The 13,921-nt window shown below is 65.8% G+C and carries 13 protein-coding genes; 9 read left to right on the top strand and 4 right to left on the bottom strand.

Features of this window, described 5'->3' with window-relative positions:
* Window positions 1–22 precede the first annotated feature (22 nt).
* The gene (locus ARTH_RS21095) at window positions 23–571 is read right to left on the bottom strand and encodes an NUDIX hydrolase (RefSeq protein ID WP_011693979.1); all 549 of its coding nucleotides are present in this window, start codon (window positions 569–571) and stop codon (window positions 23–25) included.
* A 160-nt stretch (window positions 572–731) separates the two neighbouring features.
* On the opposite strand from ARTH_RS21095, the gene ARTH_RS21090 reads away from it, so the two are divergent.
* The 5 genes from ARTH_RS21090 to ARTH_RS21070 all read left to right on the top strand — a co-directional run bounded on the left by ARTH_RS21090 (window position 732) and on the right by ARTH_RS21070 (window position 6,697).
* The gene (locus tag ARTH_RS21090) at window positions 732–2,222 is read left to right on the top strand and encodes a CCA tRNA nucleotidyltransferase (protein WP_011693978.1); all 1,491 of its coding nucleotides are present in this window, start codon (window positions 732–734) and stop codon (window positions 2,220–2,222) included.
* Window positions 2,223–2,807, top strand: coding sequence for a histidine phosphatase family protein (locus tag ARTH_RS21085; RefSeq protein WP_011693977.1), 585 nt, complete (start codon window positions 2,223–2,225; stop codon window positions 2,805–2,807).
* Window positions 2,808–3,390: 583 nt separating this feature from the next.
* On the top strand, window positions 3,391–3,612 hold the full coding sequence (locus tag ARTH_RS21080; protein ID WP_011693976.1) for a hypothetical protein: 222 nt from the start codon (window positions 3,391–3,393) through the stop codon (window positions 3,610–3,612).
* Between the two features lie 183 nt (window positions 3,613–3,795).
* Complete coding sequence (locus ARTH_RS21075; RefSeq protein ID WP_011693975.1) at window positions 3,796–5,265, top strand: glycosyltransferase family 87 protein; 1,470 nt, start codon at window positions 3,796–3,798, stop codon at window positions 5,263–5,265.
* Window positions 5,258–6,697, top strand: coding sequence for a phytoene desaturase family protein (locus tag ARTH_RS21070; RefSeq protein ID WP_011693974.1), 1,440 nt, complete (start codon window positions 5,258–5,260; stop codon window positions 6,695–6,697). Before ARTH_RS21075 ends, ARTH_RS21070 begins: the two co-directional genes overlap by 8 nt.
* Before the next feature lie 25 nt (window positions 6,698–6,722).
* Here the strand turns inward: ARTH_RS21070 and ARTH_RS21065 are convergent, their stop codons facing one another.
* Window positions 6,723–7,373, bottom strand: coding sequence for an NAD(P)-dependent oxidoreductase (locus ARTH_RS21065; protein WP_011693973.1), 651 nt, complete (start codon window positions 7,371–7,373; stop codon window positions 6,723–6,725).
* A 79-nt stretch (window positions 7,374–7,452) separates the two neighbouring features.
* Here ARTH_RS21065 and ARTH_RS21060 point away from each other — a divergent pair, with 79 nt between their 5' ends.
* Window positions 7,453–7,857, top strand: a complete 405-nt coding sequence (locus tag ARTH_RS21060) for a winged helix-turn-helix transcriptional regulator (protein WP_011693972.1) — start codon at window positions 7,453–7,455, stop codon at window positions 7,855–7,857.
* Here ARTH_RS21060 and ARTH_RS21055 read toward each other — a convergent pair.
* Both ARTH_RS21055 and ARTH_RS21050 read right to left on the bottom strand, forming a co-directional pair.
* A complete protein-coding gene (locus ARTH_RS21055) occupies window positions 7,818–8,531 on the bottom strand; it encodes an ABC transporter ATP-binding protein (protein ID WP_011693971.1) in 714 nt (237 codons plus the stop codon). The genes ARTH_RS21060 and ARTH_RS21055 overlap by 40 nt on opposite strands.
* A gap of 41 nt (window positions 8,532–8,572) precedes the next feature.
* Window positions 8,573–9,658, bottom strand: a complete 1,086-nt coding sequence (locus ARTH_RS21050; protein WP_011693970.1) for an ABC transporter permease — start codon at window positions 9,656–9,658, stop codon at window positions 8,573–8,575.
* A 201-nt stretch (window positions 9,659–9,859) separates the two neighbouring features.
* Between ARTH_RS21050 and ARTH_RS21045 the strand changes: the two genes are divergently transcribed.
* From ARTH_RS21045 to ARTH_RS21035, 3 genes are all read left to right on the top strand, one after another.
* Window positions 9,860–11,164, top strand: a complete 1,305-nt coding sequence (locus ARTH_RS21045) for a sensor histidine kinase (RefSeq protein WP_011693969.1) — start codon at window positions 9,860–9,862, stop codon at window positions 11,162–11,164.
* Window positions 11,161–11,817, top strand: a complete 657-nt coding sequence (locus ARTH_RS21040; RefSeq protein ID WP_011693968.1) for a response regulator — start codon at window positions 11,161–11,163, stop codon at window positions 11,815–11,817. The genes ARTH_RS21045 and ARTH_RS21040 overlap by 4 nt, the downstream gene beginning before the upstream one ends.
* A gap of 99 nt (window positions 11,818–11,916) precedes the next feature.
* On the top strand, window positions 11,917–13,911 hold the full coding sequence (locus tag ARTH_RS21035) for a penicillin-binding transpeptidase domain-containing protein (protein ID WP_011693967.1): 1,995 nt from the start codon (window positions 11,917–11,919) through the stop codon (window positions 13,909–13,911).
* The last annotated feature ends 10 nt before the right edge of the window (window positions 13,912–13,921 follow it).

The raw sequence follows: 13,921 nt of genomic DNA, 5'->3' as shown, positions 1-13,921 counted from the left end.
TCATGGAATCAGTCACGGGACCTCAGAGGTGTTCCGGCAGGACTTCTCTGGCGAGGTCGGCAATACGGCGCTCATTAGGGAAGGACAGCTTGCGGGCAAGTTCCTGGATGGGCACCCAGGCGACGTCCACAGCTTCCTGGTCGGGATCGTTTTCGATGGTCAGCTCGCCGCCCGTGGCCCGGAGCAGGTAGTGATGGACGGTCTTGTGGACGCGGTGGCCGCTGACGGTGAACCAGTAGTCGATGCTCCCCAGCGGGGCCAGGATGTCGCCGCTGATGCCGGTTTCCTCGGCGATCTCGCGGACTGCCGCTTCCTCGTTCTTTTCCTTGCCCTCCGGGTGGCCCTTCGGCAGGCACCATTCGAGGCGTCCGCCGCGGTTAAGGCGGGCGATGATCGCGACCCTCAGTTCGCCGTCGGACGTGTCAACGACTACGCCGCCGGCGGAGATTTCCTCGACCGTGGGCAGCGAGGCCGGCCCGGGGTGCTGGGCGGGCGCGACATGGGCACCGATTGCCGACGGCAACGGTGGGTTTGTCCTCCTGCCAGGAGCACTCGGTACGGGATGGGCCATGAAGTCCACTCTAACGACTCTTGCCCGTTGGTGATGACCGGAACATGACAAGAAAGTGGACTGCGTATGACGCGGATTCCCGAACCTGCGGTGTAACGGCGCGGTTAGGCGGGTCCGATTGGTGCTTGTTGGCGTGGTTTTCTGACAAGCTTAAGTAACTATGGCGCACGCACATCAAAAGTCCGACCCGCACACCGTCGATTTCCAGGTGGACCCGGTGGTCCTGGAGCTCGGGCAGCGCTTCGTCGACGCCGGGTATGAACTGTCGCTGGTGGGCGGGCCCGTACGTGACCTGTTCCTGGGCAGGCGCTCCCCTGATCTCGACTTCACCACGGACGCCACGCCGGACCAGACTCTGGCACTGATACGGAAGTGGGCGGACAACTTCTGGGAGATCGGCAAGGCGTTCGGCACCATCGGAATGCGGAAGTCCGGTTTCCAGATTGAAATCACCACCTATCGCGCCGAGGCGTACGATCCGGAGTCGCGGAAGCCCATGGTGGCGTTTGGGTCCTCGCTGACCGATGACCTGCTTCGCCGGGACTTCACGATCAATGCCATGGCGCTGCGGCTGCCCTCAATGGAACTGATCGACCCCTTCGGCGGTGTGCGCGACCTCCACGCCTCCGTGCTGGCCACGCCCGGTGCACCGGAGACGTCCTTTTCCGATGACCCCCTGCGCATGATGCGGGCGGCCCGCTTTGCCGCCCAGCTCGGCGTGGCGGTCCGCGGGGACGTCAAGCACGCAATGTCGCAGATGGCGGAACGGATCAGCATCATTTCCGCGGAGCGTGTCCGCGAGGAACTGGTGAAGCTCATCTGCGGAGCCCACCCCCGCGTGGGCATCGACCTCCTCGTGGACACCGGCCTGGCCGAATTCGTCCTGCCGGAAGTGTCCGCCCTGCGCCTGGAGGCGGACGAACACCACCGGCACAAGGATGTCTACCAGCACTCCCTCCAGGTGCTGGAGCAGGCCGCTTCCTTGGAGACAGATTCCGACGGCGCAGTGCCCGGCCCCGATTTTGTGCTGCGGTTTGCGGCCCTCATGCACGACGTCGGCAAGCCGGCTACGCGCCGTTTTGAACCGGGCGGCGCGGTGAGCTTCCGCCACCACGACATGGTGGGTTCCAAACTGACCAAGAAACGGATGAAGGCCCTCCGCTTCGACAACGACACCATCAAGGCAGTGGCACGGCTCGTCGAGCTGCACATGCGCTTCTACGGTTACGGGGAGGCCGGCTGGAGCGACTCCGCGGTCCGCCGGTACGTTACGGACGCAGGGCCGCTCCTGGAGCGCCTGCACCGGCTGACCCGGTCAGACGTGACCACCCGGAACCAGCGCAAGGCGGACCGGCTGTCCTTTGCCTATGACGACCTTGAGGCGCGCATCGCCGCACTGCGTGAGCAGGAATCGCTGGAAGCGGTACGGCCGGACCTGGACGGCGGCCAGATCATGGCCCTGCTGGGGCTGAAGCCGGGGCCCGTGGTGGGCAAGGCATACAAGTTCCTGCTTGAACAGCGGATGGAGCACGGCCCGCTCGATCCTGTTGTGGCAGAGGCCAGGTTGCGCGAGTGGTGGGCGGACCAGCCCGAGGCCGCCGAACACCAGCCGGCCGCCGGCGTCGAACTTTCCACTACCGAGGAGTCATAAGTGGTTTCACTCAACAGCACTGCCCGCCCCCAGCTCTGGATCCTGCGCCACGGCGAAACCGAATGGTCCAAGAGCGGCCAGTACACCGGACTCACCGACCTGCCCTTGACGGTAGAGGGCGAGCAGCAGTCCGTGGAGGCACGCAAAGTGCTTGACGCCGTCGACTTCGACCTGGTGCTGACCTCGCCGCTGCGGCGGGCACGCCGCACGGCGGAACTGGCGGGATTCCCCGACGCCGAACAGGAACCCCTCGCGGTGGAATGGAACTACGGCGATTACGAAGGAATCAGCTCCGACCTGATCCGGAAGGATAACCCGGAGTACCTGATCTGGACCCATGGCGTGCCCAACGGGGAAGCCCTGGAGGAAGTGGCTGCCCGGGCGGACAAGATTGTGGCACGTGTGCTGGAATCCGGCCTGGACAACGTGCTCATAGTGGCCCACGGACACTTCTCCAGGATCCTGACTGCGCGCTGGTTGGGACTGGACCCGCACGAGGGCCGGCATTTCATCCTGGGGACCGCGAAAGTCTGCACCCTCGGATGGGATAAGAAGACTCCCGCAATCGTCCGCTGGGGACTATAAAGACGATTTATAAATATTCGGGGAATCTTCCAAATTCAGTAGTCAAGACCCCTGAAGATAGTGTAATTTTATTCCTGACTCCAGTGCGCTTTGCCAGGGTCACCGGCGCCCGCTGTCCAGTAGTCAACTGGGCCGCGGCATAGCAGAAAAGGAGGTTGGGAAAATGATTACTTTGACTAGCGGATGGAAGATGACCATCACCGCCTTCCCGGCCTTTGCTGCTGCCTCGCGCCCACTTCACGGACTGACTGCCTCCTGACCTGCAGATTCCGGCCCCCGGGCCGGAATTGAGTTAACCGGCTTCCCATCAGGGAAGCTGCCTGGCAGTCAGCCGTCTACGCGGGCCCATTCGGTTGCGCAACACCCCATAGTTCGGAACCCAGCTTCTTGTTGGGGACTGCGGCGCAGCTGTATCCAGGGGCCAACCTTCGCCTGGCGAAATCCATCAATTGCCTCGGTCTTTATGTCCGGGCATATCCACCGGGCATTCCTATGCCCTAATTTCCGCCATTAATTCAAGCAATTAATTGGCCTTAATTGTCATGCCCAATTTCGGGCGCAATCAATCATCAAAGGATTCAACGTGAGCATCAACGCCACTGCCACCGCGCAGGCCGATCATGGCCGGCGCCGCCGAGCAACATCACGGGAGGAGGTAACCATGCTGAAAATACTCCGAAGCGTCCTGCGCTTTGGCTGGCAGCCGGCTCTGAAGAACAAGACGCTGTTCAACGGCCAGCTTCTGGACCAGAACCGCGAAGACGTCTACGTCGTACTGCACCAGATGGGCGGCATCATCCGCTGAGGCCAAGGCCCTGTTTCTTGAGCTCCCGTGCTGCAGTCGGGAACGGAAATATCCAGGAGGACCCGATGGCGACGACCCATATCCATGCTCAAAAAGCCCACGCGGCCACGCGTGGGCTTTTTGTTTGCCGGAGCAGCTGTATACCGGGGCCGGATCCCGCAGGAGCGACGGTAAGCTCGAGGAATGCAGGAGACAATGCCGCCGGCGCACCGAAAACGGTCCCGCCTGGTTATCCCCAGCCGAAGTGATCTCCTGCTCAGGAACTTCACCGAGCTGATCGGCGGACCGATGGGACGGCGGGCCGCACCGGGCATCGTCTCGCCGGGATTCTTCACCGTTGAACGCGTCCTCATTATCCTCACCGTGCTGGCAGCCCTGGCAAGCATCATGGTCAAGAACTACTGCCGGGTGAACGGCTGGGAGTCGCCGGGCCAGTTCTATTCCACCTGCTACTCCGATTTCCCGGAACTCTTCCGCAACCGGGGACTCGGCGAGGGCACCTTTCCCTTCTTCAGTGAAGGCAGTTTCTTCGAATATCCGGTCCTGATGGGCATCATCGCGGGACTGACGGCCATGCTGGTGCCCGGACAGGGCGCCACTGACGCCCGCATTCTTGGCTACTTCGACGTCAACGCCACCCTCATCGCCGCCGTGTGGATTGTCACGGTCCTTGCCACGGCGCGCATGAGCGGGCGCCGGCCCTGGGATGCCGCCATGGTTGCGGTGGCCCCCGGAATCATCCTCGCCGGAGTGATCAACTGGGACATGTGGGCGGTGGGCCTGCTCGCCGTCGGCATGTATTTCTTTTCCCGCGAACGGCTAGTGCTGGCCGGCGTCTTCATTGGCCTGGGAACGGCCACCAAGCTGTATCCCCTACTGGTCTTCGGTGCGATCCTCCTGCTTGCCCTGAGGACAGGAAAAATCCGGCCGCTGCTGGTCACCGCAGCGGCCGCCGTCGCTGCCTGGCTCGCCGTCAACGTCCCCATCGCTGCAATGAACCCCTCGGGCTGGAAGTACTTCTACCAATTCACGGAAGACCGCCCGGCCGGTTACAGCTCACCCTGGTTTGCGTACAACCTCGTGGCCGGGCGCCTGCAGTGGCTGCCCCTGGGGCCCGAAGCCATCAACACCCTGGCCCTCAATCTGTTCCTCATCAGCTGCGTTCTCATCGCCGTCCTGGCCCTGACGGCCCCCCGCAGGCCCCGCCTGGCGCAACTGGCGTTCCTGATCGTCGCAGCGTTTATCCTGACCAACAAGGTGTACTCACCCCAGTTCGTCATCTGGCTGATTCCGCTGCTGGCCCTGGCCCGTCCGCGCTGGCGTGACTTCCTGATCTGGCAGGGCATCGAAGGGCTGCACTGGGCGGCCGTGTGGATGTACCTGGGACAGGTGACCAGCGGCGGCCCGACGCAGCACAATATCGACATGCCGTATTACGTATTGGCCGTGGGTCTGCACATGATCGCAACGGCCTACCTGATGGCCCGTGTGGCCTGGGATATCCGTGACCCCGGCCACGATGTGGTCCGCCGCCACTCGGTGGACGATCCGCAGGGAGGCCCGTTCGACGGCGCGCGCGACTGGTTGCGCCTGAATCCGGCAGACCCGGCGGCGTCGGCACTCCCCTGGCGGCGGACGGCCGGCAATGCCTGAGGTCACCGTCGTAGGTTCGGGGCCGAACGGACTTGCCGCTGCCGTGACCATGGCCAGGGCAGGCCTCAAGGTGCACGTGTTCGAAGCCGCGGAGACCGCCGGGGGCGGTCTGCGGACCTCGGAACTCATGCAGCCCGGCCACCTGCACGACATTTGTTCGGCCGTCCAGCCGATGGCCCTTGTCTCGCCGTTCTTCCAAGCCTTCGAGCTGTCCCGCCGGATTGACCTCGTCACTCCGGAGCTTTCCTTCGGATCACCTCTGGACGGCGGCCGGGCTGCCTTGGCCTACCGTTCCCTGGACCGCACTGCCGCAGGACTCGGACCGGATGGGCCCGCTTACAAGCGGCTGATGGCACCCCTCGTGCGCCGGGCGGACGGCATTGCCGACTTCACGCTTAACCAGCTCCTGCGGATCCCGCGCGATCCCGTTGCCGCCGTGCTTTTCGGCGTGCGGACACTGGAGCAGGGCTCTGCGGCATGGAACGCCAGGTTCAGCGACGAGCTTGTGCCCGCCCTGCTGACCGGCGTCGCAGCACACTCGGTGGGGCGGCTGCCGTCGCTGGCACCGGCAGGGGCCGGCCTGATGCTCGGGACGTTGGCACACGCGCAGGGCTGGCCGATCCCCGTGGGCGGGTCCGCATCCATCGCCCGCGCCATGGTGCGGGACATCGAAGCCCATGGCGGGACAGTGGAAACCGGACGGCGGATCGAATCCCTGGCGGAGCTGCCGCCGGCCAGGGCGACCCTCCTGGACATCGCGCCGCCCGCGCTGGTCAGGCTCGCCGGGGATAACTTGCCGGCCGGATACCGCCGGTCGCTGGAGTCGTTCCGCTTTGGAAATGCCGCCTGCAAGGTGGATTTCATCCTGTCCGGACCTGTCCCGTGGGAGGCGGCCGGATTGGCCGACGCCGGAACTGTCCACGTGGGCGGCACACGCGCAGAGATGGCCGAGGCCGAGAACCAGGTGGCTTCCGGGAAGCATCCGGAACGGCCTTACGTCCTGGTGTCCCAACCGTCACGGTTTGACGATTCCCGCGCTCCGTACGGACGGCACATCCTGTGGACGTATTGTCATGTTCCGTCAGGTTCAACGGTGAATATGGCGGAGGCGGTGACGGCCCAGCTGGAACGTTTTGCGCCGGGCTTCCGGGACCTCGTGGTCCAGGTCCATGTGACCACGGCTGCCGGGCTGGCGGAATACAACCAGAATTACGTAGGAGGGGACTTTGCGGCCGGGCTTATGGATCTCCGCGGATTGATCCAGCGGCCGGTGATCAGTCCCGTGCCCTGGCGAACGCCCCTGGCAGGCGTGTACCTGTGCTCCTCGTCCACACCTCCCGGGCCCGGTGTCACCGGCATGCCCGGCTTCCATGCGGCAAGGTATGCCCTCAAGGACATATTCGGCCTGAAGGTCCCCCCGCTCCGTTTTTGAGGCTGCGGATTCCGGAATCAGGCAATCAGGACACGGGTTGGGCCGCGGCGACGGCGTCCGTGTTTGCTTCAGGGTTCGCCACCGTGAAACGGGCGCGGACGTGGGACGGTTTCTCCAGCTCGTCCAGCATGGCTACGGCGAAGTCCTGGGTGGTGATGGACCGCCCCGCAGGCGAATTGTCGGCCGTGACGTACTTACCGCTCCGGGCCCCCGGCTGCATCACGGGGGCGGGCGCCAGCATGGTCCAGTTGAGGGCCTCCGGGGCTGAGCGGATCTCATCGTAAGCGGCGGCCATGCTGCGGGCTTCGGGACGGTAGGGCTCGGGGAAGTCGGGGGAATCGCACAGGCGCACGCCGTTGATTTCGAGAGCCCCCGCTCCGCCCACCACCAGCAGTCGCGTTGTGCCGGCGCTGCCGAAGGCCGCCTTCATCGCAGCCAGCCATTCGCCGTGATCCCCGCCCGTGCGGCTGGGCACCGTGGCCAGCACAACGGCGTCGTGATCCCTGGCAACGCTGGTAAACGTGTGTACGTCCGCCAGTTCCGCCCGGCACGCGGTGGCGCCGGGTACCGCCGCGCCAGTCCGCGAAATGGCCGTGACGTCGTGGCCCCGCCGCAACGATTCTTTGACGATCTGGCCGCCCACCATCCCGGTGGCACCATACACTGCGATTTTCATGCCGCTCCTCGTATTGGGTATCGTAGGAATTCACAGTATCTCTAGGATACCTAGAGGCTTAGAAGAAACGAGGTACCGAATGGATACCCTTACGCGCGAGGCCACGCCAGGTGCGGACATCATGGATCCGCGGTGCCCGTCCAGGGTTGTGTTCCAGCGAATCGGCGACAAATGGGCGTCGCTGGTGGTCCAGGTGCTGTCCGACGGCCCCGTCCGCTTCTCCGAATTGCGCAAGCACGTCCACGTGATCACGCCCAAGGTCCTGACGCAGACCCTAAGAGCGCTGGAACGCGACGGGCTGATCACCCGGACGGTATACGCCCAGGTCCCTCCCCGGGTGGACTACCAGCTGACCGATTTGGGGTTGTCGCTGCTGGGCCCTCTCACTGTCCTCCGGGAATGGGCGGAGTCCAACGTTCCCAGCATCCTGAACGCCCGGGATGCCTATGATGAAGCCCGCGACGGGGCACTGCCTGAGGGCTGAAGGGAACGGATCCGCCCGTCCCGCATGGTGGCCACGGCATCCGTCAGTGACACGAATTCTGTGTCGTGCGTGACCATCACCGTGGCCACATTGAATTCGTCGGTGACCTCGCGCAGCAGCCGGACAATGCCGGCGCTTCGCTCGTGGTCCAGCGCCGCCGTCGGTTCGTCCACCAGCAGTACCTTGGGCCGGCCCATTAAGGCCCGTGCAATGTTGACGCGTTGGCGCTGACCACCCGACAACTGGTGAGGGCGTTTGTCCCGGACTGTACCGAGTCCGACGACGTCCAGGAGCTCGGCCGCGCGCCTGCGGGCGGCCGCCAAGGGTTTCCCGCGCAGGTGGTCCGCCAGTACGAGCTGTTCGGCCGCAGTCAGTGACGGCAGGAGGTTGGGTTGCTGGAAGATGATGCCGATCTTCTCCCGGCGCAGGGCTGTCAGCTCAGCGTCCCGGAGGCCGGTGATCACCTCGCCGTCGATTGTCGCAGCGCCGGACGTGGGCCGGATGAGCGCAGCGGAGACTGCCAGCAGGGATGACTTCCCGGACCCTGAGGGGCCCACGAGGGCTAGGAAGTCCCCTGCGCCGACGGCGAGACTGACCTGGTCCAGTGCCTTGAGGGTGGCGTCTCCGTCCGGGTACTCGAGCGTGACGTTGACGAGGTTGAGCGGGGTGTCCAATGAGTATTCCTTTCGAGGAATATAGCTGTAGTGGGGAGAAATCAGTTGCCGCCGAGGGCAAGTAGCGGGTCAACCCGGGTAACGCCGCGGACCGCCACGACGGCTCCGCTGAGGCCCAGGAGCAGGATTCCGGCAATGGGAACGAGCGTGGTGTCCGGTGTGACCAGGAACGGGGCAGCCTGTGCCGCAAAAATCCCGCCGAGCAGTCCTGCTCCGCCGCCGGTAACCGTCCCTGCTGCCAGCACCATCCCGGCCTGCGCCATCGCATCGCGGAGCACATACCCCGGGGACCCGCCCATTGCCTTGACGACGGCAATGTCGCGGGTCCGCTGAACAGTCCATACCGTCAGGAACGCCACGATCACCAGGGCCGAGATGCCGTACAGGAACGCCTGCATCAGCACCAGCGAGCCGTTTTCGCTTTTGAACGACCCCAGCGCCTGGAACGAGCCTTCACGGGTGGCGCTGACTGTTCCCGCCGCCGCGTTGGCGGCGTCCACGTCAACCCGGGCGCCGGCGTCGAACGTTACGGCCAGCACGGTGCCGAGTGATCCGTTGCCTGCGCGGGCCAATTGCCGCCAGTCGTTCAGCGACGTCCAGATGACGCCGGTATGCGAGTACCACTCGTCCGGGACGATGTCCGCAACGGCAAGTTCCGCCCCGCCCACCGCAAGGCGGCTGCCGGGGCTCAGGTGCAGGTCCGCAGCGAGGGTTTCGCCCACCACTACTGTTCCGTCCTCCGGGTCCCCCGAGTTTCCGTTTCCGGATCCGAAGACGGCCACGTTTGCGGTGCCGCCCGGGGCTCCGGCGGGGCCAACGGCCTGAGCGCGGGCCTGGCTGATGCCGAGCGCCTCCACCCCCGAAACCCCGTCCCGTCCCGACCAGGCGGCCAGCTGGTCGCGGCTCACTTCCGATTCGGTGAAGGATGCCTTGGCCGGAGTGCCGGCGGGGGCTCCGAACACGATCTGGTCGGCCCGCAGCGCGGTGATTGCCGACGTCGACTGGTTTCCCAAACCGGCGGTGAGGCCAGAGAGCATCACGAGCAACAAGGTGATCAGGGCGATAACGGCTGCCATCAGGGCAAAGCGTCCTTTGGCAAAGCGGAGATCGCGAATAGCGAGAAACACGGGTTTCCTTTCGTGGCGGTGTGGCGTGCTGGTTCCACTCTTCCGCCGCGTGCGGCACTGCACATCGGCAGGCCGGTTGGTCAGCCGGAGACAGCTGGTGGAACCGCGGATCAACCAAAAGGTTGATCTCGGGCCGCGGGGCCCCTTTTCGCCGGGAAACCCGGGCCCCGGAGGATACGCTGGATTGATGCGAGGCAAGTATTGATACCGGGTGAATCCAGCGGGTCCGCGATCATCCTGCGGCTGCTGAGGGTCAGCCTCCACGTGGGCTTCGCCGTCCTGCTCCTCGTGGCCACGGCGCGCGTCCTGGTGTCCGGCCCCGGGCTGACCGGCTGGCTCAGCCTGGCCCTCGCCCTGCTGCTAGCAACCGTCTACGTCATCGGCACCGTGCTGGAGAAGCGCCACTCCACGGATACGAACCGCTTCGATCCACGCCCTTATGCGGTGTGGTGGCTTGGCGCCGTCTCGGTCCTGTGGCTGGTGCTGATATGGTCCAGCGCGGACTTCGTCTGGCTGGCCTTTCCGCTTTTCTTCCTGCAGCTGCACATACTGCCGAGGCGCGTGGCCCTGCCGGTTATTGCGGCGTCCACCGTGCTGGTTGTGGTGGCGCTCTGGTTCCACAACCGTGGCACTGCCGGGCCGGCGCTGGAGCTGCCGATGGCATTGGGGCCGGTCTTCGGTGCAGCCTTCGCCGTGATCACCGGCCTCGCATACCGGGCGCTCTACCTTGAAGCGGAGAACCAGCGGCTGGCGGCCGAGGAATTGCGCCGGACGCGCGGGGAACTGGCCCGCAGCCAGCACGACGCCGGCACGCTGACCGAGCGGGCACGGCTGGCCCGCGAAATACACGACACCCTGGCCCAGGGCTTCTCGAGCATTGTGCTGATGGGCCGTTCGGCTGAGAAGGCGCTCGACGACGGCGACACGGCAACGGCGCGCGAGCGGCTCCGGACGATGCAGGAGACTGCGTCCGCCAACCTCGCAGAGGCGCGCAACTTTGTCCGCGGCCTGCAGTCCCCGGCGCTTGAGCAGATGTCCTTGGCGGGCAGCCTCCGCCGGCTCTGTGAAAAGACCGAGGCCGAGGCGGCGGCACGCGGAGCCGGCTTTCGTTGCCGCTTCGACCTCGAAGGCACTCCCGTTGAACTCTCCAATCCATACTCCACCACGCTCCTGCGTGCCGCCCAGGCGAGCCTCGCCAACGTGTGGGTTCACGCGAAGGCAAGCACCGCCGTCGTGACCCTGTCCTTCATGGGAACAGAAGTGGCCATGGACATTTACGACGACGGCGTAGGCTTCCGGCCGGCGCCGGAGGGATCCGGGGGCAGCCCGCAGCGCAAGGACGGTTCCGGGTACGGCCTCCGCTCGCTCCGGGAACGGGTGACGGCCCTGGCGGGAACGTTGGACATCGAATCCGCGCCGGGTGAGGGAACCGTGGTGGCCATCCGGCTCCCGCTGGTGGAGAGTGCGGCGGCCGCCGGGAAGCCGGCAAACGGGGAGCGGGCATGAGCGGAATCCGGATCCTTCTGGTGGACGACCACCCCGTGGTCCGTGCCGGTCTCCGCGCCATGCTGAGCGACTTCGAGGGCATCACCGTGGCGGCCGAAGCCGGCGACGGTGCCGCTGCGCTGGCCCAGCTCGCCAGGCTCCGCACACTGGGCGAGCCCGTGGACGTGGTCCTGATGGACCTGCAAATGGGTGCAGGCATGGACGGCGTCACGGCCACACAGAAAATCAAGGCCGGCGAGGCGGGCATTCCCGCCCCGCCGGTGCTGATCCTCACCACCTATGATTCGGACGCCGACATCCTGGCCGCCGTCGAAGCCGGCGCCAGCGGCTACATGCTCAAGGATGCCCCGCCCGAGCACATCCGCCAGGCCGTGCTCTCCGCCGCGGCAGGCGGGACGGCGCTGGCCCCCGAGGTGGCCGCGCGGCTGGTGGGCAGGATCCGTAATCCCGAACCGGCGCTGTCCGCACGGGAAATCCAACTGCTGCAGCTCCTGGCCACCGGACTGCCGAACCGCGCCATCGCCCGGCGGCTCTTCATTTCCGAGGCAACCGTCAAGACCCACCTGGTGCACATCTACGGGAAACTCGGCGTGGACAACCGCACCGCGGCCATTTCCGTGGCGACGCAGCGCCGGATCATCCGGCCCGCGTGAGCCGGCGTCCCGTCCGGCGCCGGGTGGCCGCCTGACGGGCTTCCTTCAGCACGATCATGTGACAAGAACTTTGTCGGGGCTTGCGGGCATAATGGCGCGATGGGGAACTTTCAGAAACTTTCGCTTGCTCTTGTTGGCCTCGTTATCGGCGGATCGCTGGTGGCCTGCGACGACGGCCGTGCCGGGGCGCAGGACGCAGCGAAGCAGCTCGCTTCGGCGGTGGCGGCGCTGGACGTCGGTGCCGTCGCCTTTGATGGTACCGACGCCGCAGCAGCCAACGAACAGCTGAAAGGAGTTTTCCAGGGGCTCGATCCTGCCAAACCGGCTGTCGAAGCAGGAGAGTTGACGCTGGAGAAGGACACTGCCACGGTCCCGTTGAACTACAGCTGGAAGATCGGCTCCGGTGAATGGAAGTACACTGCCTCCGCCGAACTGAAGAAGTCCGGTGACAAGTGGCTGACCGTGTGGAAGCCGGCCCTGCTGGTCCCTGAACTGGCGGACGGCGAAGTTGTCGGCGCCGCCACGGACTCCCCGCAGCGGGCAGATATCCTGGGCGCCGGTGACGCAAAACTCGTCACCTACCGGCCGGTGGTGAACGTAGGCATCGACAAGCCCAGGCTGGCTTCCGCCGACCCCGCCGCGTCCGCCACCCGGCTCGCCCAACTGGTGGGAGTGGACCCCGCAGCCTACACGCAGCAGGTCCAGGCGGCAGGCCCGGAGGCTTTCGTCACAGCCATCACCCTTCGCCAGGACGGCCGGACCATCACGGACGAGCAGATCGCCCGTATCCCCGGCGCCAGGTCCATCGCAGGCCTCCTGCCGCTGGCGCCAACCCGCACCTTCGCCCGCGCCCTATTGGGCACCGCTGCCGAGGCGAATGCCGAACAAATCGAAAAATCCGGCGGAGCCCTCAAAGCCGGGGACACCACCGGCACCGGCGGGCTTCAGCAGCAATATGACGCCCAACTCCGCGGCACCGATGGAATCCAGGTCTTCGCAGAAAAGGCCGGGCTTACCACCGAGGAAAGGCAGGCCTTGCCCAACCAGGGCCGCCGGATCCTGTTCCAGGTTGGGATGAAACCGGGAACGCCGGTGAAAACCACGCTGGACCCCAGGCTCCAGCAGCTCGCCGAGGACGTCCTGGCGGATGTTGGCCCGGCGTCCGCCATCGTGGCCCTGCGCCCCTCCAGCGGCGCCATCCTGGCCGCGGCGTCAGGACCGGGCAGCAACGGCTACAACACTGCCATGCTGGGACAGTACGCTCCAGGCTCAACCTTCAAGATGGTGGATTCGCTGGCCATGATCCGCAACGGCATGACGCCGGACTCCAAGGTTGAATGCACGCCCACACTCACGGTGGACGGCCGCACGTTCAAGAACGCCGAGGGCTATCCGGAGGACTCGCTGGGATCCGTCACGCTACGGGATGCGTTTGCGCACTCCTGCAACACCGCCTTCATCGCGGCCCGCGATTCCGTCAGCCAGGCCCAGCTTGAATCCGCGGCCACCTCCCTCGGTGTTGCCGTCGAGGCGCCCGGGCTGGGAGCGGATGCCTTCCTTGGCTCAGTCCCCGGCGAAGCTGAGGGAACCGAGCATGCCGCATCCATGATCGGGCAGGGCAAGGTGCTGCTCTCGCCGCTGGCTGCCGCCGTGATGGCCGGGTCAGTGGCCAAGGGCTCCCCCGTGTCCCCCACGCTCGTGCTGAACGCGCAAGCAGGGGCCGGCACCGCAGCCCCTGAGGCGGCCGGAACACCGACGGCCGCCGGAACTTCGCCGTCGTTGTCCTCCACCGCGCCTGCTCCCGCTAAAGCTGCGGAGAAACCGGTCACGGCGGCAGAAGCTGCGGCCCTGGCCGACATGATGCGGGCTGTGGTCACCTCGGGCCACGCCGGATTCCTGGCCTCGGTGCCGGGGGAACCGGTGGGGGCCAAGACCGGCACCGCCGAATTCGGCAATGAAAACCCGCCCAAGACGCACGCCTGGATTGTGGCCGTGCACGGCGACCTCGCGGTAGCAGTCTTCGTCGAAGAGGGTGGCCTGGGAGCCACGACATCCGGGCCCCTGCTCAAGGACTTCCTGATCGCGGCCGGTTAACCCGGCACTA

Origin of the sequence: Arthrobacter sp. FB24 (genome assembly GCF_000196235.1) — a bacterium.
In the GTDB taxonomy this organism is placed as follows: domain Bacteria; phylum Actinomycetota; class Actinomycetes; order Actinomycetales; family Micrococcaceae; genus Arthrobacter.
The sequence above is the reverse complement of the archived record's forward strand: the minus strand, read 5'-3'. Positions and strand labels throughout refer to the sequence as shown.

Bases quoted from the DNA above. Each gene is read 5' to 3' on its own strand.
- ARTH_RS21095 (WP_011693979.1), bottom strand. From the start codon at position 571: ATGGCCCATCCCGTACCGAGTGCTCCTGGCAGGAGGACAAACCCACCG.
- ARTH_RS21090 (WP_011693978.1), top strand. From the start codon at position 732: ATGGCGCACGCACATCAAAAGTCCGACCCGCACACCGTCGATTTCCAG.
- ARTH_RS21075 (WP_011693975.1), top strand. From the start codon at position 3,796: ATGCAGGAGACAATGCCGCCGGCGCACCGAAAACGGTCCCGCCTGGTT.
- ARTH_RS21070 (WP_011693974.1), top strand. From the start codon at position 5,258: ATGCCTGAGGTCACCGTCGTAGGTTCGGGGCCGAACGGACTTGCCGCT.
- ARTH_RS21065 (WP_011693973.1), bottom strand. From the start codon at position 7,373: ATGAAAATCGCAGTGTATGGTGCCACCGGGATGGTGGGCGGCCAGATC.
- ARTH_RS21060 (WP_011693972.1), top strand. From the start codon at position 7,453: ATGGATACCCTTACGCGCGAGGCCACGCCAGGTGCGGACATCATGGAT.
- ARTH_RS21040 (WP_011693968.1), top strand. From the start codon at position 11,161: ATGAGCGGAATCCGGATCCTTCTGGTGGACGACCACCCCGTGGTCCGT.
- ARTH_RS21035 (WP_011693967.1), top strand. From the start codon at position 11,917: ATGGGGAACTTTCAGAAACTTTCGCTTGCTCTTGTTGGCCTCGTTATC.